Annotated in this window: 10 protein-coding genes; 4 read left to right on the top strand and 6 right to left on the bottom strand. The window is 64.6% G+C overall.

Translation table 11 applies throughout. The annotated features are described in order from the left end of the window. Positions 1–40: 40 nt before the first annotated feature. The 6 genes from FJW05_RS09535 to FJW05_RS09510 all read right to left on the bottom strand — a co-directional run bounded on the left by FJW05_RS09535 (position 41) and on the right by FJW05_RS09510 (position 14681). Entirely contained in the window at positions 41–2371 is a 2331-nt protein-coding gene (locus tag FJW05_RS09535) for an ABC transporter ATP-binding protein (RefSeq protein ID WP_140630771.1), read from the bottom strand. A gap of 50 nt (positions 2372–2421) precedes the next feature. After that, positions 2422–3579, bottom strand: coding sequence for an ABC transporter permease (locus FJW05_RS09530; protein ID WP_140545747.1), 1158 nt, complete (start codon positions 3577–3579; stop codon positions 2422–2424). Between the two features lie 12 nt (positions 3580–3591). Next, positions 3592–4626 carry an ABC transporter permease gene (locus tag FJW05_RS09525; RefSeq protein ID WP_140545748.1) on the bottom strand — a complete coding sequence of 345 codons (1035 nt, stop codon included), beginning with the start codon at positions 4624–4626 and terminating at the stop codon, positions 3592–3594. A gap of 149 nt (positions 4627–4775) precedes the next feature. Further along, the gene (locus FJW05_RS09520) at positions 4776–6434 is read right to left on the bottom strand and encodes an ABC transporter substrate-binding protein (RefSeq protein ID WP_140630768.1); all 1659 of its coding nucleotides are present in this window, start codon (positions 6432–6434) and stop codon (positions 4776–4778) included. Positions 6435–6696: 262 nt separating this feature from the next. Further along, positions 6697–12750: a translocation/assembly module TamB domain-containing protein gene (locus FJW05_RS09515; protein WP_140630764.1), complete on the bottom strand. Its 6054-nt coding sequence runs from the start codon at positions 12748–12750 to the stop codon at positions 6697–6699. Between the two features lie 2 nt (positions 12751–12752). After that, positions 12753–14681, bottom strand: a complete 1929-nt coding sequence (locus tag FJW05_RS09510) for an autotransporter assembly complex family protein (RefSeq protein WP_140630761.1) — start codon at positions 14679–14681, stop codon at positions 12753–12755. A 277-nt stretch (positions 14682–14958) separates the two neighbouring features. On the opposite strand from FJW05_RS09510, the gene FJW05_RS09505 reads away from it, so the two are divergent. The 4 genes from FJW05_RS09505 to FJW05_RS09490 all read left to right on the top strand — a co-directional run bounded on the left by FJW05_RS09505 (position 14959) and on the right by FJW05_RS09490 (position 24639). Next, complete coding sequence (locus FJW05_RS09505; protein ID WP_140630758.1) at positions 14959–20439, top strand: alpha-2-macroglobulin family protein; 5481 nt, start codon at positions 14959–14961, stop codon at positions 20437–20439. A 124-nt stretch (positions 20440–20563) separates the two neighbouring features. Beyond that, positions 20564–22654 carry a penicillin-binding protein 1C gene (gene pbpC / locus FJW05_RS09500; RefSeq protein WP_181164896.1) on the top strand — a complete coding sequence of 697 codons (2091 nt, stop codon included), beginning with the start codon at positions 20564–20566 and terminating at the stop codon, positions 22652–22654. 43 nt (positions 22655–22697) lie between these two features. Then, positions 22698–23411 (top strand): M15 family metallopeptidase, encoded by a 714-nt coding sequence (locus FJW05_RS09495; RefSeq protein ID WP_140630755.1) that lies wholly within the window; start codon positions 22698–22700, stop codon positions 23409–23411. 199 nt (positions 23412–23610) lie between these two features. Then, positions 23611–24639 (top strand): sulfate ABC transporter substrate-binding protein, encoded by a 1029-nt coding sequence (locus tag FJW05_RS09490; protein ID WP_140630752.1) that lies wholly within the window; start codon positions 23611–23613, stop codon positions 24637–24639. The last annotated feature ends 13 nt before the right edge of the window (positions 24640–24652 follow it).

The following is a 24652-nucleotide window of genomic DNA, read 5'->3' as shown; positions in this document are numbered from 1 at the left end:
GTTAGACCGTGATGGCGATTCAACGAAACGCCATCACGGTCTAGTGCCGCCTTGTCGTGTCCTTCGGCCTTGAAACACCGGTTTCCGAATCCTCGTCGCGCACTTCGTGGCGACGGGCTTTGAGCACCTCGTCGTTTTCGACGCCCTCTCCGGTCGCATCGGCCTCCGCGCTGGCGTTCTTGCCGTCGGGGCGCTGCGGCGGCGAACCGGCAAAGCCCGGCCCCTCGCCGTGCGGCGCATCATCCGGCACGCCCTCATGCGCGGCATGTTCCTTGTCGAACTTGATGACCGGCTCCATCTTGGCCAGCACGTCGTCGGCAAGCCAGCAAAGGCTCATATGGCCGTCGCCGAGGTTCTTCACCGGCGGCACCTTGGTCTCGCACAGATTGTCGGGCACCAGCTTCTTATAGCCGCAGCGCGTCTGGAACGGGCAGCCGGTCGGCGGGTTCATCGCCGACGGGATGTCGCCTTCCAGCACGATATGCTTCTTGACCACGCTGGTGTCGGCGATCGGGATCGCCGACAGCAATGCCTCGGTATAGGGGTGGTAGGGCGGCGAGAAGATCTGGTCGGTCGTCCCCTGCTCGACGATGTAGCCGAGATACATGACGACGACGCGGTCGGCGATATAGCGCACCACCGACAGATCGTGGCTGATGAACAGCATCGTCGTCTTGTTCTTGCGCTGGATGTCCATCAACAACTCGGTCACCGCCGCCTGCACCGAGACGTCGAGCGCCGAGACCGGCTCGTCGGCCACCACCACCTTGGCGTCACCGGCAAAGGCGCGCGCAACGCCGATACGCTGCTTCTGCCCGCCCGACAGCTGGCGCGGCTTGCGGGTTTCGAAGGCGCGCGGCAGCTTCACCAGGTCGAGCAGTTCCAGCATCCGCTGGCGCCGCTCGGCGACTGTCCTGCCGACTTTGAACTTCTCCAGCGTGCGGATGATCTGCGAGCCGACCGTGTGGCTGGGGTTCAGCGTGTCGAACGGATTCTGGAACACCATCTGGATCGAAGACACCGTCTCGACATTGCGGCGCTCGATGCCGGTCGATTGGATCTCCTTGTTGCCCAGCGTCACGGTGCCGGAGCTTGCGGTCTCGAGGCCCAACAACACCTTGGCGAGCGTCGATTTTCCGCAGCCGGATTCACCGACGATTGCGACCGTCTCGGATTCGCGCGCGGTGAACGAGATCGTTTCGTTGGCCTTGACGACGCGGCCTTCGCTGGAGCCGAACACCTCGCTGCCGCCGACCTTGTAGTATTTCTTGAGGTCGTCGATCTTGAGCACCGGCGCGCCGGGCTCGACCTTTTCGTTGACCTTCTTGGCACCGGGGGGCAGCGCCTCCCAGTCGATCTCGTTGAACCGCACGCAGCGCGAGAAATGGCCCTCATGGCCCTCGACCGGGATCATCGGGATTTCCGCGGCGTTGCAGACGCCCTCGACGAAATGGTGGCAGCGCGGCCCGAAATTGCAGCCCTTCGGCCGCTCATGCGGCAGCGGCAACTGTCCAGGAATGGAGATCAGCGGCCGTGAGTTCTTGTCCGCGCCAGGCAGCGGGATCGAACGGAACAGCCCTTGCGTGTAGGGGTGGCGCATCCGGTCGAACACGTCCTCGATCTTGCCGGTCTCGACCGCCTCGCCCGAATACATCACCGTGATCTTGTCGCAGGTCTCGAGGATAAGGCCGAGATTGTGCGACACGAAAATCATCGAGGTGCCGAACTTCTCGCCCAGACCCTTGACCAGCTCGACGATACCGGCCTCGACGGTGACGTCGAGCGCCGTCGTCGGCTCGTCGAGCAGCAAGAGCGCCGGCTTGGAAAGCAGCGCCATGGCGATGACGATGCGCTGCTGCTGGCCGCCGGAAAGCTGGTGCGGATAGGAGCGCATCATGCGCTCCGGATCGGGCAGCCTCACCGCCCGCACCATCTCAAGGGCGCGGTTGTACGCCTCTTCCTTCGACACCCTGTCGTGGATCAGCGGCACTTCCATCAGCTGCTGGCCGATCTTCATCGCCGGATTGAGGCTCGCCATCGGCTCCTGGTAGATCATGGCGATCTTGTTGCCGCGGATCGAGCGCAGCTCATCCTCGGAGAGCTCGCCCATGTCCTTGCCCTGGAACTTGATCTTTCCGCCGACGATCTTCCCGATGTTGGAGAGGTCGCGCATGATGCCGAGCGACACGGTCGACTTGCCGCAGCCGGACTCGCCGACGATGCCCATCGCCTCGCCCGGCATGACCGTGCAGGAAAAATCCATCACGGCCGGGATCTCGCCCTTGCGGGTGAAGAAGGAGATCGAGAGGTTCTCGATCTCGATGATCGGCTGACTGGTCGCCTTGGCTGGATCTCGAACTGCCTCGTTCATGGGTCGCTCCAATCCTTGGTCCTTGGAAGATGGGGCCGAAAACCCCGCCATCAATCTTTCATCGACTGTTCACGCAGCGAATCCGCCAACAGGTTCAGCCCCAGCACGAACGACATCAGCGCGATCGTCGGCGGCAGCGCCGGGTGGATGAAGGACCGCAAGAGGCGGCTGGCATCCTTGATCGCTGTGCCCCAATCGGGGCTTTCCGGCGCCAGGCCCAGGCCGAAATAACCGAGCGTTCCGAGCAGGATCGTCGTGTAGCCGATGCGCAGGCAGGCATCGACGATCAGCGGACCGCGCGCATTGGGCAGGATCTCCCACAGCATGATGTACCAGGGCGATTCACCGCGCGTCTGCGCCGCCGCCACATAGTCGCGCGTCTTGATGTCCATGGTCAGCCCGCGCACGATGCGGAACACGCCCGGGCTGGAGGCGAACACCACCGCCACGAAGATGTTGAGCTGGTTGGGATCGATGTGGACGATGTGGAGCGGATCCTTGTCGAAGACGAGGCCCGTATAGATCCAGCCGCCCAGGACCAGCGTGATGCCGAGCAGGATATAGAGGCGGTCCGGCCGGTTCTTGTAGCGGGTCCAGAACAGCACGCAGAAGAAGATGATCGGGAACAGGAAGAACAGCCCCGCCATCCCATAGGGGATCGGCGTGTCCATGATGCCCGGCGTCACCAGCAAGTAGAACAAGAGGATGACCGGGAAGGCCAGCACCAGATTGGCAAGGAACGACAAGAGCGTGTCGATCTTGCCGCCATAATAACCGGCCGGCAGGCCGAGCGTGATGCCGACCATCAGCGCGAAGCCGGTGGCGGCCGGCGCGATGATCAGCACGATCTGGCTGCCATAGACCATGCGCGAGAACACGTCGCGGGCAAGCTTGTCGCCGCCGAAATAATAGACGAGCTTCGACGCCGGCTCGATCGCCCCGGGCAGCGTGTCCTTCATCACCGAGACCTGCGCCAGCGGATCGAAGGGCGAGATGGTGGAGGCGAAGATCGCCGTGAACAGCCAGAACAGGCAGATGAAGACCCCGGCGATGCCGACGCCGCTGTCGAAGAGCTGGCCGTAGAGCCCGAGCCGCTTCTTGTAGGTAAAGCTGGCGCCCATCACCAGGATGAGCCCGACCCACACCGGCCAGAACCGCCAGAGCACGCCGATAACCACGTCGAAGGCGCTGATATATTCGGTTTGCATCGGCCCCTGCCCCTACTGAACCCTGATACGCGGATTGAGAAACGCGTAGCCGACGTCGGAAATCAGCTGCGTGATCAGCACGATGAACACCGAGACCAGCGAGCAGCCGAGCAGCAGGTCGATGTCGTTGTTGCCGGCGGCCTCGACCAGCGTGTAGCCGAAACCCTGGTAGCGGAACATCACCTCGACGATGACGACGCCGGTGAGCAGCCATGGGAACTGCAGCATGATGACGGTGAAGGGCGCGATCAGCGCGTTGCGCAACGCATGCTTGATGACCACGCTGCTGAAGGACAGGCCCTTCAGCCGGGCGGTGCGGATATATTGCTGCGTCATCACCTCGACCATCGAGGCGCGTGTCATGCGCGCGATATAGCCGATGCCGTAGATCGCCAGCGTGATCACCGGCAGCGTGAAATTGTAGAAGGTTATGCCCTGGCTGGCGGACGCCGCCGAGCCGTTCAGCCAGCCGAGCCAGGATGCAAAGATGACGGTGAAGATGACGCCCGACACATATTCGGGCGTCGCCGTCGAGGCGATCGAGGCCACCGACAGCACACGGTCGGTGCGCGAGCCTTCGCGCATGCCGGCGAGAATGCCGATCAGCAGCGAGATCGGCACCATCACCGCCAGCACCCAAAACATCAGCAATCCGGTGGCGCCGAGGGCCGGGAACAGCTTGGCTGCGACCGTCGTCTTGAACTTGGTCGAGCAGCCGAAATCGCCCTGCAGGACCCCCGAGAATGTCGGCTCGACCGGGTCGTTGCAGAAGGAGAAGCGTTGCGTCGTCTTGCCGGTCGCCGGATCGGTGATCGGATGCTTCGGCAAGACGCCCAGCCACTGGCCGTAGCGCACGAAGAAGTTCTGCCGGTAGCCATGATTGACCAGCCAGCTTTCGAGCTGGTCGGCGGGCGTATGCATCTCGGTCTGGCTGATCGCCAGTTTCTTCAGATTGGGCTCGAGATTGACGAGGAAGAAGACGACCAGCGTCAGGCACAGCATCGTGAGCAGTATCGTGCCGATGCGTCTGGCGATGAATGAGAACATGTGCCCCCCTGCCGGCCGGGTTGGGGTCAGATAGGTTCAACCCTGTTTCGAAAAGCGGATGAACGCCCCGCCACCGCTGCAGGATATGCAACGGCGACGAAGCTGCAAATACGAGGGGCCGCAGCCCCTCGTATCCATCGCGCTATGGATCACGCCTGGTCGAGCCAAACCTTGCCGAAGTCGTGCTCGTAGGTGGGGTGCATCGAGTGGTTCTTCACCTCGGGCTTGATATTGATGTAGAGCTTGCGCCAGTAGGGCTGGATGATGATGCCGGACTCTTGCAGGGTCTGCTCGATATCCTTCATCACAACCTTGCGCTTCTCCGCATCGGCAATGCCGAGCGCCTCGTTCACCTTCTTGTCGAAGTCCGGATTGGCGTAGGCCGTCTCGTTCCACGCTTCACCGGAGCGGTAAGCGATGGCGATCACCTGGATGCCCAGCGGGCGCATGTTCCAGTTGGTTTCCGAGAACGGATACTTCGTCCAGTCGTTCCAGAAGGTCGAGCTCGGCAGCACGGTGCGCTTCACCTTGATGCCGGCTTCGCGCAGCTGGGCGGCGATCGCGTCCGTGGTGTTCTTGTGGTAGTCCTCGTCGTTGCTGATCAGCTCGTGCTCGAAATCGATCGCGCCCGCTTCCGTCAGCATCTGCTTGGCCTTGGCGATATCGCGCTTGACCTCCGGCAGCTTGACATATTCCGGATGGATCGGCGCGACGTGGTGGTTTTCCGCCGGCGTGCCGGCATTGCCGTAGCCGAGCTGCAGCACGGTGGCATTGTCGACGGCAAGCAACATCGCCTGGCGAACCTTCTGGTCGTCATAAGGCTTGTGGGTGACGTTGAAGCGCGACACCACGGTGGCAGCCGTCACGACTTCCGAGACCGGAGCGCCGACGTCGGCGATGATCTTGATGTAGTCGGCGGTCGTTTCGTGGTTGGTCTGGACTTCGCCCGACTCGAAGGCCGAGACGGTCGCGGCCGGATCGGTGCCGTAATCGATGAACTCGACGCCGTCGAGGAAGGCCTCGCCCTGCCACCATTTGCCGGTCGTGCGGCGCTTGTAGACCACCTTCTGGCCGACGTCATAGGAGACGAGCTCGAACGGACCGGTGCCGATCGGGCAGTTCTTGAAGTTGGCGCCCTTCTCGTCGAAGGTCTTGTGCACGACCAGCGCCGGATAGTCGCAAAGGTTCGGGATGATGGCGATGTCGGGCTTGGTCAGCTTGAGCTTGACGGTCATGTCGTCGACCTTGACGACGGAGCCTTCGCGCAGCTTCTTGGTCGTGTCGTCGACGAGGCTGCCGAGGCGGCCAGGCATCGAGTTGCCTTCCGCGCCCTTATCCGCCCAGCGGGTGAAATTGTGGATCACGTCGTCGGCGGTGAACTTGTCGCCGTTGTTCCATTCGACGCCCGGCCGCACATGCAGCGTGTATTCGGTGGCATCGTCGTTGATGTCCCAGCTCGCCAGGAGGTAGGGCGCGAAGGTATATTCCTTCGTGTATTTCACCAGCGGCTCGAGCGCCTGGCGCTCGGCATTGGAGATTTCGGACCAGTCGGCGGTGCGCGGATCCTTCGGATCCTTGATCGACATCGCGACCTTGAGCACGCCGCCCTTCTTGCCCTGCACGTCCTCGGCCCGGGCCGGGGTCGGCGCGGCGAGGCCGAGCATGCCATAGGCCATTGCGGTCGATGCGCCGAAGACACTGGCCAAAGCCAGGAATTCGCGGCGGTCCACGCCGCCCGATTTGGCCTCTTCAGCCATTTTCAGGATGTGATCGGGAACACGATCACCATTGCTCTTATAGATTGCCATGACTTACTCCCATTGTTGGCTTTCCGCCTTGTAACATTCCGCATCCAGACCGTGATGTCAAAACACGGTGTGGAATAGGAACATGCCAGGGAATGTGCATCTTTGGCTACAACCCGGTTCGCGCGTTAGCGACAGTCTTGACGCAAATTTGTTATCGCGAGGCGGATTTCCCAAAAAATCGTTGGGCGATTAAATCAATACATTTTATACGGATAACGGCCCCGCCCGCCTGCTGGGCAAACACAGAAGCGCCGGCGCGGCCTCAATATTCGCGTTCGTAGAAGACGCCGCCCTTGGCTTCGCCGGCATCATTGGCCTCGCCGCGCAGCTTCACGCCACGACCGACATTAAGGTCGATCGTGGCCTTGCCGGAGCCTGGCTTGTCGCCCTTCTGTATGGTCACATAGGTGCGGTCGTTAAGGTATTTGCCGGCCGAGACCGCGGTGCCGCCCTTCTCGTCCGTCGTCACGTCGAGGTCGTCGACGCCGATTGCGTTGCGCAGGTTGTCGAGCAGCGAGGTCGTGCCGCCGGCGCCTGCTAATTGCGCGGCGGCATCGGCGAGCTGGGCGATCTGCAGCGGTGATAGTCTGGACATGGATTGACCGAAGATGAGCTGCGCCAGGACCTCGTCCTGCGGCAGCGCCGGCACCGAGGAGAAGTTGAATTTCGGATCGGTCGCCTCGCCGGAAACCACGATTGTCACGGTGGCACTGCTTGTCGTCGTGGTCGCGGTGAGATTGAGGTAAGGCACCAGCGATCCCTGGAACCCGACCGTGCCGTCCGTGAATGTCAGCCGTTTTGCAAGGATCGTTAGCCGTCCGCGCTGCAAGGTGAAAGTGCCCACGGCCTGCGGTGACGACGCCGTCCCGGTTAGTTTGAGCGAGCCGCCGAGCTCGGCGTCGACGCCCCTGCCCTGGATGAATATCTGGTTCGGCGCGTTGACCGTCACGTCAAGCGTCAGGCCGCTGCCGCCCTTGCTGCTGCCGCTGGACGTCGGCGGGCGCAGCGCCTTGTCCTGTGCTCGCACGGCGCGAGGCGCGTTCTTGTGTTTGACGTTGAGTTCCGAAAGCGACCCCGGCAGCTTGTCCGGAACGGTGATGACCGTCCTCGCCAGGTTGACGGTGCCGGCGATCACCGGCGCCGAGACCAGCGGCCCCTTGACGGTCAGGTCGCCGCCGAGATTGGCGGTCACCACCCGGCCGTCGGTATAACGGCCATCGGTGAGCTTGATCGACAGGTCGGCCGGAAAGCCTTGCGCCGGCGTGATGCCCACCGTGCCGCTGGCCGACAGGCTGCCGCGCGTCGACAGCTTTCCGGTCAAGCGATTGATCCTGGCGACGCCGCCGCCAATCGAGACATCGGCGGCGATATCGTTGACCGCCAGGCCGGAACGCGCATCGATAAGGCGCGCGCCGGATGTCGTGACTTTGCCGCTGATCACCGGCGCGGATGCGGGACCGCGCACCTGCACATCGACATTGGCAGTGCCGTTGAGCGCCAGACCTTGCGCGGCGAGCTTGGCAGCAAGGAAGGAAAACGGCACCTTGCCGCTGAAATCGAGCGCCAAGGTGGGCGTGCCTGCCGTCGCCACCGTGCCGCCGCCCTTGAGGCCGAGGCCGGCGCCATCGCTGATGTTGGCGTCGAAGGCGAGCTTGTTGCCGGCGAAGGTTCCCGACGACGACACATTCATGCCGCCGAGGCCGGCGCCGCGCGTCTGCGAGGTCTGCACGCCGGAAGCATCGATGTTGAAGGCCGCCGAAGGGGTCGCCGGCGCGCCGGTGACCTTGACCCTGCCCGAGACCGTGCCGGCTGCATCGAGGCCCGGCGAGAAACTGTTGGCGAGCGAGATCGGCACCCGAGCCAGATTGGCGTTGATGTCGAGCGTCTGCGCGACCTTGCCTGTCACCGTCGCCGTGCCGCCGCCGAGATTCAGCACCAGCCGGTCGAGCGTCGTCACCCCGTTGGCGATGGTCACGGTCGAGGCCTGCGCGATCGCGGCCTTGATGCCCTGCACCGTCGCCTGGCCCGACGCGAGCTCGACGGTCGTCGTGCCGTTGGCGATCCTCACCCGGCCGGCTGCCTTCGCCGGGATATTCTTGACGGTGGCGCCGCCGGAGAATCCGGTCCAGTCGCCGTCGCGCTTGAGATTGACATCGATACCGGTGACGGCCGTGCCGCCGGAAGTCACGCTCTCGGCGCGCACCGTGCCGGCAATAACCGGTGCTGCCATGTAATTCGCGATCTGCGCGTCGATGGCGACATTCCTGGCGGAGAGATCGCCGCGCTTGATCTCGGAGGTGTTCGCCTTGACCGCGACATTGGGTCCATTGCCTGCCTTGGTAAAAGCGATCGTGCCGCGCACATTGCCCTCGGCTTTTTCCAGCGCCAGCGCGGCCAGCGGCCCGATATCGGGCAAGTCGAGCGAAACGGTGCCGACCGGCACGAAGGCATCGTCGAGAGTGAGATCGCCGGAAATCTTGTTCGGACCGAGCGACAGCAAAAGCCCGTTGATCGCGCGGCTGCCATTGGTCGTGGCGAGCACCGCGCTGCCTTGCAGGTTCTGCCCGGCGACGTTGCCGGTGAGCTCAACATTGGCCGCCGGATTGGCGGCATCGGCCTTGCCGCTGGCCGTCAGCTTCAGCCCGGTGATCTCGCGCGCCGCCACCGAAAGCCGGTCGCTGCTCACCGTCATCGACAAGTCCGGCGTGGTGACCGGGCCTTGCGCGTTCAAGGCAAAGGCGATGGCGCCCTTGGCGTCTTTCGACAGCCCCGAAACATCGCTCAACGCGCCTCTGATCCCGGCGGCCAGCTTGCCGTCGGCAAGGCTCGCCTGCCCGTCGGCGCCAAGCGCGCCGGAATTCAGCTTCAGCCCGTCGACATTGACATTGCCATTGGCATCGCGCTTCAGCACGGCGCTCAACGCAGCGCTCTCGCCAAGCATGCCCCGCACCGCCGCCGGCAAGGCTGAAGAGGCGACATTGGCCTTCATGTTGAGGTCGACCGAACCGTCGCCCAGCGATATCCGGCCGGCGACCTGGCCGTCGAGCGCATCGCTGGTGATCGAGCCGCTATTGACGGCGACGGCATCGGTCGTCAGGCGGCCATTGACTTTCGCCGTGACCTTGCCGGCGATCAGCGGCGCGATCATCGGATTGTCGAGGCCGATCCTGTCCACCGACACCGTGCCGGAAACCTGACCTGCCCGCCCCTTGAGGTCGAAGGCATCCGAATGCAGCGCCAGTGTGAGGCCGTCGACCGTCGCCTGGCTGGCGGCAATGGAAGGCAGGATCGCGGACACATCGAGCCGTGCTTGCGTGCTTTCGCCCGCCATCTTTGCCGACAAGGACTGGACGGCGATCTTGACCGGGCTTTGGGCGCTGCCGACTGTCAACGGCAGGCTGGCTCCGGACGAGGTAAGGTCGAAGGAGAAATCGCTGGCGCCGTTCGGGTTGAGGGTGCCGGCGGCCTTGCCTGAAATCCCTTCGCCCGAAAGCGTGGCGTGGTCCAGGGCGACGCCGCCCTCCAGCGTGTAGCTGCCGGCGGCGTCCAGATCCAGCGGCCCGAGTCCGGCCTGGCGGGTCTGGCTGGTCTCGGCGCCCGCCACCTTCGCGTTGAACTGAACGTCGGGATTGGACGATGGACCCGTGACGTGTGCCGTGCCCTCCAGCGTTCCGGCCCCGTCGAGGCCCGGCACGAAATCATTGGCGAGCGCCAACGGGAGATTGGTGAGGTTTGCCGTCAGGTCCAGGGCCTGACCGGCGCTGCCGGAAACCGTCGCCGAGCCGCCGCCGAGATTGAGCGCGAGCTTCTCGATGGCGGTCACGCCATTGGCGATGGAGATGCTGGAAGGCTCGGCGATGGCCGCCTTGATGCCGCGCACCGTCGCCTCGCCGGAAGCGATTTCCACGCTCGTCGTGCCGTTGGCGATCTTCACCCGGCCGGTGGCGGTGGCCGGAATGCCGGACGCGGTGGCGCCGCCGGTAAAGTTGGTCCAATCGCCGTCGCGCTTCAAGTCGATGCTGATGCCGCTGATGACCGTGCCGCCGGAGGTCACGCTATCGGCCTTGATCGTGCCTGAGATCGCCGGCCCTTTCAGGTAGTTGGCGATCAGCGCGTTGACGGTGATGGCTTTCGCCGCCAGATCGCCGCGCGCGATCGACGTGCTGGTCGCATTTACGGTGACGGTCGGCGCCTCGCCGTCCTTGGCGAAGGCGATCGTGCCGTTGATATCGCCGGTCGCGCTCTGATTCGCGAGCGCCGCGAGCGGTCCGATGTCGGGCACGGCAAGCGTCAGCGTGCCGAGCGGCAGGAACTTGTCGTCGAGCGCAAGATCGCCCGAGACTTTGTTGTTGCCAAGCGCAAGGCTAAGACCCCTGATCGAGCGCTTGCCGTCGGCCGTCACCAGCGAGGCTGCGATGTCTAGCGCCTGCCCCTCGGCGCTGCCGGTCAGCGAGATTTCAGCGGACGGGTTGGCGATGTCGGCCTTGCCCTTGGCCGAGAGTTTGATGTCCTTCACCGTGCGGCCGGCGGCCGTCAGGCTGGCGCTGTCTGCTGAAACGGAGAAATCAGGCGCCCAGCGCGGACCGCTCGTGGTCAGCGCGAAATTGACCCCGCCGGCAAGCGGCGTGCCGGCGAGCGACGACAGTGGCGAGACATCGCCCAACGTGCCTTTGACGCTGGCCTGGATATCCGATCCTTGCATGCTGCCGGTACCGCTGGCGCTAAGCGAGCCGGAACTGATCTCCAGCGAATTGGCGGCGAACGCCCCTTGCGGATCGCGCGTGGCGGTGGCCGAGAATTTCACCCGCTCGCCAAGCAGCGAGCTGATCTGCGGCGGCAATGCCTTCGAGACGGCGTCGGCATTCATCTTCAGCGTCATCGACAAATCGGCCAGCGCCACATTTGCCGTCAGCCCGGCATTGAGCGCATCGCTGCGCAAGGTGCCTTTGTCGATGGTCACGGTCTCGCGGCTGATCGTGCCGGAAAGATCCGCGGCGAGCTTGCCGGTCACCAGCGGCGCCAGCGTCGCGACATCGGTCTTCAGGCCGGCGGCCGCGAGCTTGATGGCGACCGGGCCGTTAACGGTCTCGATGTCGAAGCCGTCGGAATGGATCTCGCCCGTAATATTGTTGAGCTGGGTGCCGCCGACGGCGACCGAAGTAAGCGACGTGCCGATATCGACCATCGGCGCCTTGCCGTCGCCGAAGGCGCGCACCGTGGCCTTTTCGACCGCGACCAGGATCGGAACCGCGCTGTTGCCGACATCGACGGTGACCGGCTTGTTCTTGGCGGAGAGCTCGACCGCCAGGTCGCTGGCGCCCTTCGGATCGACATTGCCGGTTGCAGTGCCGTGCACCGCATCGCTCTCTATGATGGCCTGCTCGATATCGATCCCACCCGACGCGGTCGCCGTTCCGGCGAGGTCGAAGCTCGTCTTGCCGGCAAACAAAGCCTTTATCTTCTCCGGCAGGAACCCTTCGAACTGGCCGTCGCCCTTGGCCTCGATGCGGCGGCCCTTGTCGGTGAGCTGGTGCCGACCGGTCAACTGGCTGACGATCCGACCGTCGACCATGAAGGTGCCGACGCCGCTCCAGTTGGCCAAAGGCCCGCCGCCGGAAACGACGATGTTGACGGGCGGCGCATCCGGCAGCTTGAGCAAATTGGCGATGATGCCGCCGGCCGGTTCCGACGCCTTGAGGTCGAGGTCGAGCTTGTTGTCGGCCGGCGCAAAGTGGACTTTGGCGTCGACATTGCCTTGCTTGCCGTCATGGCGGCTGACGTTGAGCACGCTCTCGATCGCCAGCGGCGACGGATCGGCCTTGAGCGAACCCTTGGCGGCCAACTCGGCGATGCCGCTGCCGGCAAGCTCCTGTCCAAGCGCGATCTCCGGCAGGTCGATCTGCTTCACGTCGATCGACACCGGCAGGCTGGACGAGCCGCCTTGCGACGGCTGCAGGCCTGGCTGCGGCAGCCGCGCCAGCTCGATGCGCTCGGCGGCAAAGCGGTCGGCATTGAAATTCCAGGAGAGCAGCGCCGTCGGCGACCAGTCGAGCGCCACCTTGCGCGCCACCATCCAGGGGCCGGCGCGGTCTTCCAGCACGACATGGTCCACCCTGAGCGCGCCCGACCAGATGCCTTCGATGCCGCTGACCGTCACCTTGCGGTCCTCGCTCGAAGCCATCTTCGAAATCAGGCCGGCGAGATTCTGCCGGCCGCCTTCGGTGCCGGTCAAAACGACAAGCGCGCCGATCGCCACCACGAGCAGCACAAGCAGCGCGTAGAGGCAGATACGGAGGATGCGCCAGACCATCTTCATCGTCAGAACGCCTGGCCGATGCCGGCATAAATGCCGAAATGCGGATCGCCCGGATCGCGGTTGAGCGGCACGGCAGCGTCGATGCGCAACGGCCCGAAGGGAGTAATATAGCGCAGGCCGACGCCGGCGCCGACCTTCACATTCGAGAAATCGGGAAAGGATTTGGTCGAGACCGTGCCGGCATCGACGAAGGGCACGATGCCGATCGTGTCGGTGACGCCGATGCGCATCTCGACCGAGGTCTCGAAGAAGGAGAGACCGCCGATCGGCTGGCCGTCAATGTCTTTCGGGCCGATGCCCTGGTAGGCATAGCCGCGCACCGAGCCGCCGCCGCCGGAATAGAAGCGCCGGTCGGCCGGCACGTTCTGCAGCCCGGTGCCGACGATCGAGCCTAGCGTCGCGCGCTCGGCGAGCACGAACCGGCTTGCCGTGTCGATCGACTGGTAGGCATAGCCTTCGCCCTTCAGCTTCAGGAAGGCCGCGCCGTTCATTATGTCGTAGCTCGGCTCGGCATAAGCGAGGAAGCGGAACCCCTTGGTCGGGTTCAGCTTGTTGTCGCGGCTGTCATAGACATATTGCAGCGGCACGCTGGCGATCAGATAGGTATGCTTGCCGAAGGCGTCGGTGATCTTCGAATAATCGAGGTCGAACTCGGCCGAGACCCGCTGCTTCTTGTCGAGGTCGTAGGAGACGCCGACGTCGCCCTTGACCGAGAAATGGTCGTAGGCATCGGGGTGTTCGAGAACTGTCTTGACGCCGGTGAAGAACTTCGACGTCGGCCCGAGCACGCCCGGCTTCTCGAACATGACGCCGGCATTGTAGTTGAGCGCGGAAAGGCTATTGCTGCCGATGCCGCTGATCGAGCCGTCGATGCGCAGCTTCTCGGCCTGGCCGAAGAGGTTGCGGTGGCCCCAATAGCCTTCGAGCCCCAGGCCTTCCGTGTTCGAGAAGCTGCCGCCGACGCCGAAATAGCGCGGCTTGCGCTCGCTCACCTGGACGCCGATCGGAATGTTGCCGCTGGCGTCGAGCCTGTCGCCTTCCTTGATCGTCACGCTGTTGAAGACCTCGAGCCCGAGCAGCCGGTCGCGCGCGTCATCGATCTCCTGCGGCGAATATTGCTGGCCCCGTTTCAGCCCGGTCATGTATTCAGTGAAGTCGCGATCGACCTTTTCCGTGCCCTCGACCGTCGTGTCGCCATAGCCGGCGACCGGGCCGGCGGCCACCGTCAGCGTCACGTCCAGCGTCGAGCTGGCGTGCTCGGCGACGATCTCGCGGTCCGTGACCTTGGCAAGCGGCCTGCCCTCTTCCTTCAGCGCCCGCACGATCAGCACTTCGGCCTTGAGCACCGCGCCGGAACCGGCATCGCCGCCGGCGATCAGGCCGAAATCGGCTGCCGCCAACCCCGCCGCATCGCCCTTCAGCCGGATATTGCCAAGCGTGAATTTCGCCCCGGGGGAAACCGTAATGACCACCGGAATGGGCTGTGGCCCCTTGAACTCGGCATCCGGCGGCAATTCGTCGATCGACTTGCCCTCGATCGTGATGGTGACCACGCCTTCGTAGCGGGCATCGGCGTAGAGGGCGGCGACGAGCTGTTCGCGGTCGCCGCGCGCCTTGGCCATCAGGCCGAGCGATCCGGACACCGGATGATCCTCGTCATTTTTCAGCGCCGAGGCGTTTTCGAGCCTCTTGATCAGATCCTTGTCGGCATCAGGCGCATTGATCGTCACCGAGTAGCGCAGCGGATCGACGATGTCGGCATCCTCGTCCTTGGACGAGCCCCAAAGCTTGATGCCGAAAATCTCGAAAGCCGCTGCCTGCCGTACCTCTGCGGCCAGCACGGTCGAGCAGACGAGCGCGAAAAGCAGGGCGCGCGGAAGCCCGCGCCCTGGCGCGAACCCCTTTGACATCTGCGTTTCATGCGCCGGCATTAAGACAACCTAGTCGACAAAACTAAAATTGGAATGAAGTTCCGAAACGTTCGTAAAGGGGCCACAATCCAATTGTCTGAAATAGACCGGGCTTGGAATTCACACCTTTTGCATTTTCGCAAGAATGTGTGATCCGTCTCACAGAGGTTCTGTCGAAATACCGGCCTTTGGCCGGCATGGAAACCGTTCGCGGGTGATAAACCTGCGGCGATCCGGCGTTGACAAGCCTGCACGAGGCTTGATCATGCCCGGACGCTGGCGATGTCTGGAGGGTGGTATGGCAATGCGCGCGGCTCGTGGTCTCTCTTTCCTTCTTCTGATCTTTTTCGCCCTGGGCGGAGCGGCCTTTGCGGCCGAAGCCCGGCGAATCGTGACGACCGATAATTCCGACTATTTCGGTTTCGACCTCAGATCGGAGCAGAATGTCAGCCTTGACCAGTGCAAGACCGCATGTCTCGGCGATCCCGCCTGCCGCGCCTTCACCTACAACACCAAGGCCAAATGGTGTTTTCTCAAATCCGACTATAACCAGTTGAAATCCTTCACCGGCGCCGTCGCCGGCAAGGTCGCGAATGTTGACGGCGATCCCGATATCGGCGCTCCGCCGGCACTGGCCTTTTTCCCCAACTGGATGGCCGACCAGGCTCAGCAGTTCCGCAATAAGCTGACCGATCCGGCCTATGACAAGCCGACCGAAGGCCTTGCCGCCCTGCAGGCCGCCGCCGAGCAGGCATCGCTTACCGGCGATCATCGCCTTGCCATGCAGAAATACCAGGCCGCGGTCTCGGTGCTGCCCGATGACGGCGCGCTGTGGCTGGCGCTGGCGCGCGAGACGCTTGCCGTGCAGCCGGCGTCGAACACCACCGAACCTTCGACGTTCCCGATGAACGCCACTTCGGCGGCCTTCAACGCCTACAAGCTGGTGCGCACGGCGAAGACCCGAGCCGAGACGTTGGCGCTGCTTGGCGCCGGCCTCGACAAGCGCGATCTCTACCGGCCCTCGCTGCAGGCCTATGAGGCAAGCCTTGCGCTGGTGAGCTCGCCTGCCGTCCAGGCCGACTATGCCGACCTCAAGGCGCGCAAGGGCTTTCGCGTCGTCGAGCACACCGTCGACGCCGATTCCTCCTCGCCGCGCATCTGCGCCCAGTTTTCCGAAGGACTGGTCAAGACCGGGGTCGACTATTCGCAATTCGTGACGGTCGATAACGCGGCGCCCAAGGCCGTCGAGGCCAAGGACAAGCAGATCTGCGTCGAAGGCCTGGAACACGGCCAGCATTATGACGTGACCTTCCGCGCCGGCTTGCCGTCGGCGATCGGCGAGACGATCGCGGCGCCCGTCGTGCTGTCAATCTACGTCCAGGACCGCGCTCCCTCCGCCCGCTTCACCGGCGACAGCTTCGTGCTGCCGGCCGGCGCGCGCCGAGGCATCCCGGTCGTCACCGTCAACATGAACGCCGCCAAGATGACGCTCTATCGCATCGGCGATCGTTCGCTGGCGCAGCTTCTGTCCGGCTATCAGTTCCTGCATCAGCTCGACGGCTATGACATCTCCACCATTTCGGACCAGATGGGCTCGCCCGTCTGGTCTGGCACGCTCGAAATCGCCAATGATCTCAATAAGGAGGTTACCACCTCGTTCCCGGTGGATGAGGCGATCCCGCAGCGCAAGCCCGGCGTCTATGTGCTGACCGCGCAGCCGGTCGACGACAAGAGCGACGACTATGGTTCACGCGCCACGCAGTGGTTCGTCGTCTCAGATATCGGCCTTTCCACCTATACCGGCCAGGACGGCCTCAACGTCTTTGCCCGTTCGCTGGGCTCGGCCAAGCCGATCTCCGGTGCCGAACTGACGATGCTTGCCAGAAACAACGAGATTCTCGGCACGGCGACCACCGACGCCGAGGGCCACGCCGTCTTCAATCCGGGCCTCACCCGCGGCGAGAACGGTATGGTGCCGGCCGTGCTGATGGCCAAGCAGGGCGACAACGACTTCGTCTTCCTCGACATGGGCAAGGCCGGCTTCGACCTGTCGGATCGCGGCGTCGAGGGGCGTGCCTCGCCGGGCGCGCTCGACGTCTATGCCTGGACGGAGCGCGGCATCTACCGCGCCGGCGAGGACGTGCATGTCGCGGCCCTTGCCCGCGACGGCGCGGCAAAAGCGGTTGAGAACCTGCCGCTGACCTTTATCTTCACACGTCCAGACGGCGTCGAGAACCGCCGCATAATCAGCAATGGCGAGTCGGCCGGCGGCCACGCCGTCGACCTGCCGCTCGAGGCCAACGCCATGCGCGGCACCTGGACGGTGTCGATCTACACCGATCCCAAGCAGTCGCCGGTCGCCAGCCAGATGTTCCTGGTCGAGGATTTCGTGCCGGATCGCATCGAATTCGACCTGACCGCCGACAAGAAGGAGATCGCCCAGGGCGAGACTGCCAACGCTACCGTCGACGGCCGCTTTCTCTATGGCGCGCCGGCCGCGGGCCTCGCGCTTGAAGGCGAGCTGACGCTGTCGACCACAAGCACCTGGGACAGCTTCAAGGATTTCACCTTCGGCCTGGCCGACGAGCAGTCGGGCGAGCCGACCGTGACGCCTCTCGCCAACCTCCCCGTGGTCGGCGACGACGGCAAGGCGACTTTCCCGGTCACGATCGACCAGTTGCCGTCGACCACCAAGCTGGTCAACGCCAAGGTCACCGTGCGCATGCGCGAGGCCGGCGGCCGCGCCGTCGAGCGCTCGCTCGAAATCGGCGTGCGCCCACAGCGCGACGTCATCGGCATTCGCCCGGATTTCGAGGGCGATGAGGTGCCGCAGGGCGGCACCGCCAAGTTCAGCATCATCGCCGTCGACCCCAACGGCAAGCGCGAGGACCTGAAGGGCGCGCAGTGGTCGCTGGTTAAGGTCGAGCGCAACTATCAATGGTATCGTTCCAACAATTCCTGGAACTACGAGGCGGTCAGCCTCACCAAGGCCGTCGCCAACGGCGCGATGGACCTGAAGGCCAATGGCGAGGCGACGGTGTCGCTGCCCGTCGACTGGGGCCGCTACCGGCTCGAGGTCGAGACGGCCGATCCCGACGGTCCGGCCACCAGCTATGAGTTCGACGCCGGCTGGTACGTCGCCTCCTCCACCACCGAGACGCCGGACGGCCTGGAGATCGCGCTGGACAAGGACACTTATGCCGCCGGCGAAGTCGCCAAGCTGAAGGTCTCGCCGCATTTTGCCGGCGAGCTTCTGGTCACCATCGGTGCCGAAAAGCTGCTGAAGACCGTCACCGCTTCGGTGCCGGCCGGCGGCAGCACCGTCGACATCCCCGTCGGCGACGACTGGGGCGCCGGCGCCTATGTCACGGCGACCTTGTTCCGGCCCGGCGACGCGCAGGAATCGCGCATGCCGGCCCGCGCCATCGGCATCCAATGGCTGTCGGTCGATCCGGGCTCGAAGAAGCTGGCGGTCAGCCTGACGCCGCCGGAAAAAACCGTGCCGCGCCAGCAGCTGTCGATCCCGGTCGCCGTCAGCGGCGCTCAGGCCGGCAGCAATGCCTATGTGATGGTGGCTGCCGTCGATGTCGGCATCCTCAACCTCACCAACTACAAGGCGCCCGATCCCGAGGACTGGTTCTTCGGCCAGCGCATGCTGGGGCTGGAGATCCGCGACCTCTACGGACGCCTGATCGACGGCTCGCTCGGCGCCATGGGCAAGATACGCACCGGCGGCGATGGGGCGAACATGCAGGCGCAGGGCAGCCCGCCGACGGAAAAGTTGGTCGCCTTCTTCTCCGGCCCGGTCGAGCTCGATGCCAATGGCAAGGCGCGGGTCGATTTCGACATCCCGCAGTTCAACGGCACCGTGCGCGTCATGGCCGTCGCCTGGACCAAGGATGCGGTCGGCCACGCCCAGACCGACGTCATCGTGCGCGATCCGGTGGTGATCACCGCCGGCCTGCCGCGCTTCCTGGCGCCGGGCGATGCGGCGACCATGCGCCTCGACATTGCCGACACCGACGGCCCGGCCGGCGACTATGCGCTCTCGGTCACCACGACCGGGGACCTCACGACCGGCGACAAGCCATTGCCCGAGAAGCTGACGCTCGCCCAGGGCAAGCGTCAGTCGCTCACCTTCCCGCTGGTCGCCAAGACCGCGGGCGACGCCTCGGTCACGATCAAGCTCGCGCAGGCCGATGGCACGGAAGTCGAGCAGACGCTCTACCTGCCGGTGCGCCCGGCGCAGCTTCCGGTCACCAACCGCATGGTTGTCGACCTGAAGCCCAATGGCGGCTCGTTGCGCGTCGACAAGGAACTGCTTGCCGCAAGCGTGCTCGGCGGCGCTTCGGTCAGCGTCGGCGTCTCGCAGTCGTCCGCGCTCGACGTGCCGTCGCTTCTGATGTCGCTCGACCGCTACCCCTATGGCTGTGCGGAGCAGACCACCAGCCGCGCCATGCCGCTGCTCTATGTCAACGACATGGCCAAGAGCATCGGCATGGAGAGCGATCCGGACCTCCATGGCCGCATCCAGGACGCCATCTACAAGGTGCTGTCCTACCAGGCGGCAAGCGGCAGCTTCGGCCTCTGGGGACCCGGCTCCGGCGATCTGTGGCTCGACGCTTATGTCACGGAGTTCCTGACCCGGGCGCGTGAGCAGAAGTACGATGTGCCGGCGCTGGCCATGAACCAGGCGCTCAACAACCTGCAGAACTCGCTCGGCTACGACCAGGACGTCCAGGACAGGGGCAGCGACATCGCCTATGCGCTCTATGTGCTCGCCCGCAACAAGAAGGCCTCGATCGGCGATCTGCGCTATTATGCCGACACGCAGCTTGAAGCCTTCTCCAGCCCCATGGCCGTCGCCCAGTTGGCGGCAAGCCTGGCGCTCTACGGCGACGCGCAGCGTTCGGAAGCCACCTTCCAGACGGCGCTCAGGCTGGCGAAGTCGGAAACCGACTACGACTACTACCGCTCGGACTACGGCTCGCGGCTGCGTGACGGCGCGGCGATGCTCGCGTTGGCGGCGGAATCGAAGCCGGTACCGAGCATCATGCCGCAGCTGATCAAGCTGGTGGGAGTGGCACGAGCGGACGCCCGCTGGACGAGCACGCAGGACGAATCCTGGATGCTGCTCGCCGCGCGGGCGCTGAAGGAAGGCAATGATTCCATCACGCTTTCCGTCAACGGCGCGCCGCATTCGGGCGGCTATTCAGACCAGGTCGCCGGCAGCGAGCTTGTCGACAGCCCCCTCACCATCGCCAACACCGGCGCGACGCCGCTGCAGGCGGTGGTGACCGCGGTCGCCGCGCCGGTCGAGCCGCTGCCGGCCGGCGGCGACGGCTTCACCATCGCGCGCACCTACTACAAGCTCGACGGCACCGAGGCCAATGTCACCGAGGCCAAGCAGAACGAGCGCTACGTGGTCGTGCTCAAGGTCTATGAGCAGAACAAATGGCCGTCGCGGCTCCTGATCACCGATCTGTTGCCGGCCGGCTTCGAGATCGACAATCCGAGCCTGGTTTCCAGCGCGCAATTGTCGAACTTCTCCTGGCTGGCGCAAACCGACGCCGCGCATCTGGAATTCCGCGACGACCGCTTCGTCGCCGCTTTCAACCCCGATGAAGGCGACCACGGCCGCAACATCACGCTGGCCTATGTCGTGCGCGCCGTGACGCCGGGCACCTACGCCCATCCGGCGGCGACGGTGGAGGACATGTACCGGCCGCAATACTCGGCCCGCACCGCCACCGGCGTGATGGAGGTGAAGGCCGAGTAGCGATGACAAGGTCGCCGATATCCCCCTTCTCCCCCACTCTACACCGGGAGAAGGGGCCGGTTCACCCTCCGAAGCTGCAGCGTAGCTGCTGCGAAGGAGGGGCAGGCGGATGAAGGTCAGCGCCATGTTCTCCAGGAAATTTCTCAGACGCACCGCCATCGCAGGCCTTTGCCTCGCCGGCTTCGCGGCGCTTTCGGTCGCCGCGCTCTGGGAGCTCGACCGCGCCTTCCCGCCGCCGCTGCCGGCAAAGCTGACGGTCTCGACGGAGGTGCAGGACCGCGACGGTCAGCTGCTGCGCGCCTTCGCCACGCCCGACGGCTACTGGCGGCTCGAAACCCGCCTCGACCAGGTCGACAGGCAATTCGTCGACATGCTGGTGACTTATGAAGACAAGCGCTTCTGGGATCACCGCGGCGTCGATGTCCTGGCGCTTTGCCGGGCTGCCGGCCAGCTCGTCACCAGCGGTCATATCGTGTCCGGCGGCTCGACCTTGTCGATGCAGCTCGCCCGGCTGATCGAGCCGCGCGACAGCCGCAGCCTTGCCTCCAAGCTCAGGCAGATGCTGCGCGCCGTCCAGATCGAACGGCGGCTCACCAAGCAGGAAATCCTCGAACGCTACCTGACGCTGGCGCCCTATGGCGGCAATCTCGAAGGCGTGCGCGCCGCATCGCTCGCTTATTTCGGCAAGGAGCCGAAGCGGCTCACGGTCTCGGAAGCCGCCCTGCTCGTCGCCCTGCCGCAACTGCCGGAAAAGCGCCGGCCCGACCGCAACCTCGACATCGCCCACGCCGCACGGGACCGTGTGCTCACCCGTATGGTCTCGGCCGGCCTGCTCGGCGAACGCGAAGCCGCGCGCGCCGCGCTGGACGACGTCTCCGGCCTGCGCAGAAAACTGCCGGCGCTGGCCGCGCATGCTTCCTACGCCATGCTGCCGAAGGCCGTGCCAGGCAAGCCGCTGCGGCTCACCATCCGCAAAAGCGTGCAGCAGGGGCTGGAACAGGTGGCAAGGGATGCCGCCAGGAAGCTTGGCCCGAAACTTTCCGTCGCCATGGTCATGGCCGATGCGCGCACCGGCGACGTCCTGGGCGAGGTCGGCTCGGCCGATTTCTTCGATGCCAGCCGCTCCGGCTGGATCGACATGACCAAGGTGGTGCGCTCACCCGGCTCGACGCTGAAGCCCTTCATCTATGGGCTTGCCTTCGAGCAGGGGCTGGTGGCGCAGGAGATGATCATCGAGGACAGTCCGGCCGATTTCGGCGGCTACCGTCCGAAGAATTTCGACATGGGTTACCAGGGCGACGTCTCGATTCGCCAGGCGCTGCAATTGTCGCTCAACGTGCCGGCGATCCGCGTGCTCGACGCGGTCGGCCCCGCGCGGCTCACCGCGCGCTTCCGCCAGGCCGGCGTCAACCCGATCCTGCCGGTCAACGAAGCGCCGGGCTTGGCGATCGGACTTGGCGGCGTCGGCGTGACCTTGCGCGACCTGGTGCAGCTCTATACGGGGCTCGCCAATGGCGGCAAGATGCATACGCTGCATGACGGCACCGAGCCGGCCGCCGCCGAGCGCGCCATCGCCACCATTCTCGACGACCAGGCAGCCTGGCAGATCAACGACATCCTGTCTGGCGTGAAGCCGCCGGAAGGCGCCATGCAGCGTGGCATCGCCTACAAGACCGGCACCTCTTACGGTTATCGCGATGCCTGGTCCGTCGGCTTCGACGGCCGCTACGTGCTGGGTGTGTGGGTCGGCCGCGCCGATGCCAGCCCTGTCCCCGGCCTGTCGGGCTATGTCTCGGCAGCACCCATCCTGTTCGAAGGCTTCGTCCGTTCCGGCCTTGCCGGCGTGCCGCTGCCCGGCCGGCCGCCGGGCGTCTTCAACCCCAAGCGCGATGAATTGCCGGTGACGCTCACCCGCTTCGGCGCCGGCGCCGACGGTCTGGTGCAGGCCACCGCCACCGAGCCGGCGCCGACCATCATCTTCCCGCCCAACGGCGCCCGCGTCGACCTCGGCACCAATTCGGCCGATGCCACGCCGCTGGTGCTGAAACTGCAGGGCGGCCGCGCCCCGTTCCGCTGGCTTGCCAATGGCAAGCCGCTCGCCGGCATCGACCGCCGCCGCACGGCAACCTGGCAACCCGACGGCACCGGCTATTCGACGCTGACGGTGATCGACGCTGTGGGGCGAGCGGCAAGCGTGAAGGTTTTCGTTGAGTAGAACGCGGCAAGCGATTCAGGGGATTGCGTTTCTCGGCCGACTTTTGTCGAGAGCATTCTTCGCAGCGCTTGCGCTAGCAATCGCGAGCCCTCTCTCAGTCCGCGCCGGTCCCCTCCCCGCCGGCTTCGTCAGGCTGGCCGAAATCGATCCGACCATTCGCCAGGATATCCGCTACGCCGGCCTGGAAAACTTCCTGCACCGCAAAGCCGACGGCTATGACGCGCCGGTCTGCATCCTGACCGCGCAGGCCGCGAAGGCGCTGTCCAGCGTCCAGAAAGCCATGACCGCCAAAGGCCTGACGCTGGTCGTCTTCGACTGCTACCGCCCGGCGCGAGCGGTTGCCGATATGGGCAGGTGGACAAGAGAAGGCGGCCAGCCCGACCCGCAATGGTATCCGACCGCCGAGCGTGGCGATCTCATCGCCAAAGGCTATATCGGCGAGTTCTCCAGCCATTCTCGAGGTTCGACGGTGGACCTTGCCATCGCCAAGGCCGGCAATAAAAGCGCGGTTCATCCGGCCTGCGGCGCGCCGGACGGCGGCACGCTCGATTTCGGCACCGGTTTCGACTGCTTTGACCCAAAGAGCGAAACCGCCAGTGCCTTGATCGGCGCCGAAGCCACCGCAAACCGCAAGACGCTGCTGAGCGCAATGCGCGCCGCCGGCTTTCGCAACTATGCGCGCGAATGGTGGCACTTCACCCTGGCAAAAGAGCCTTTCCCAAAACAGCGCTTCGATTTTCCGGTTAACGCCAATTGAGGCGCCCGGGGTTGTCATCACCCTGACCGCTTCTAATTAGGGCCGGCGGATGAAGAGCCATGCGGCCGCTGAGGAAGTTATTTCCTTAACCGACCCACGCTCGGCGAAAAATTGTTTCGAGGAGATGAAAAAGGCAACATTCAATGCATCTAAATTCTATAAACTCGGTAGAGTTCGCAGCAGTTCAACGGAGGCCGGAATGACCAAACCTCATTTCAGGAAACTGCTCGGCGCGCTGGTCGCCACGTCTGTCCAGTTCGGCACGCTCGGTTTCGCGTTTGCCGACACGACCATTCTGAATGTGTCCTATGACCCGACACGTGAACTCTACAAGGCCTATGATGAGGCGTTCGCCGCGCACTGGAAGGCTGAGACCGGAGAAACAGTCACCATCCAGCAGTCGCATGGCGGTTCCGGCGCGCAGGCCCGGGCGGTGATCGACGGCCTCGACGCCGACGTCGTCACGCTGGCCCTCGAAGGCGACATCAACGCCATCGTCTCGAAGACGAAGAAGATCAACCCGGATTGGCGCACGAAGTTCGAGAACAACTCCGCACCCTATACCTCGACCATCATCTTCCTGGTGCGCAAGGGCAATCTCAAGGGCATCCAGGACTGGAGCGATCTGGTGAAGGACGGCGTCCAGGTGATCACGCCGAACCCGAAGACGTCCGGCGGCGCGCGCTGGAACTATCTTGCCGCCTGGGCCTATGCGAACGCCAATGACGGCAATGACGAAGCCAAGACCAAGGAGTTCGTCGGCAAGCTTTATGCGAATGTCCCGGTGCTCGATACCGGCGCGCGCGGCTCGACGGTGACCTTCGCGCAGAAGGGCCTGGGCGACGTGCTGATCGCCTGGGAGAATGAAGCCTATCTCGCGCTCGACGAATTCGGCGCCGACAATTTCGACATCGTCTACCCGCCGACCTCGATCCTGGCCGAGCCGCCGGTCGCGGTCGTCGACGCCAATGTCGACGCCAAGGGCACGCGCAAGGTCGCGGAGGCCTATCTGGGCTGGCTCTATTCCAAGGAAGCGCAGACCATCATCGCCAAGAACCACTATCGCCCGGCCAAGCCCGACCTGGTGCCGGCCGAGGACCTTGCCAAGCTGCCGGCAATCAAACTGGTCACCATCGACGACCCGCAGTTCGGCGGTTGGAAGAAAGCGCAGCCTTACCATTTCGGCGACGGCGGTATATTCGACCAGATCTACAAACCGGCGCAGTGAGGACGGACGGCCG

Source organism: Mesorhizobium sp. B2-9-1, from assembly GCF_006439455.1.
Classification (GTDB): Bacteria; Pseudomonadota; Alphaproteobacteria; order Rhizobiales; family Rhizobiaceae; genus Mesorhizobium.
This window is presented reverse-complemented; position numbering and strand designations above follow the sequence as displayed.

Coding starts and splice junctions, on each gene's coding strand:
- FJW05_RS09535 (WP_140630771.1), bottom strand. CDS start 2,371: ATGAACGAGGCAGTTCGAGATCCAGCCAAGGCGACCAGTCAGCCGATC.
- FJW05_RS09530 (WP_140545747.1), bottom strand. CDS start 3,579: ATGCAAACCGAATATATCAGCGCCTTCGACGTGGTTATCGGCGTGCTC.
- FJW05_RS09525 (WP_140545748.1), bottom strand. CDS start 4,626: ATGTTCTCATTCATCGCCAGACGCATCGGCACGATACTGCTCACGATG.
- FJW05_RS09520 (WP_140630768.1), bottom strand. CDS start 6,434: ATGGCAATCTATAAGAGCAATGGTGATCGTGTTCCCGATCACATCCTG.
- FJW05_RS09515 (WP_140630764.1), bottom strand. CDS start 12,750: ATGAAGATGGTCTGGCGCATCCTCCGTATCTGCCTCTACGCGCTGCTT.
- FJW05_RS09510 (WP_140630761.1), bottom strand. CDS start 14,681: ATGCCGGCGCATGAAACGCAGATGTCAAAGGGGTTCGCGCCAGGGCGC.
- FJW05_RS09505 (WP_140630758.1), top strand. CDS start 14,959: ATGGCAATGCGCGCGGCTCGTGGTCTCTCTTTCCTTCTTCTGATCTTT.
- pbpC (WP_181164896.1), top strand. CDS start 20,564: ATGTTCTCCAGGAAATTTCTCAGACGCACCGCCATCGCAGGCCTTTGC.
- FJW05_RS09490 (WP_140630752.1), top strand. CDS start 23,611: ATGACCAAACCTCATTTCAGGAAACTGCTCGGCGCGCTGGTCGCCACG.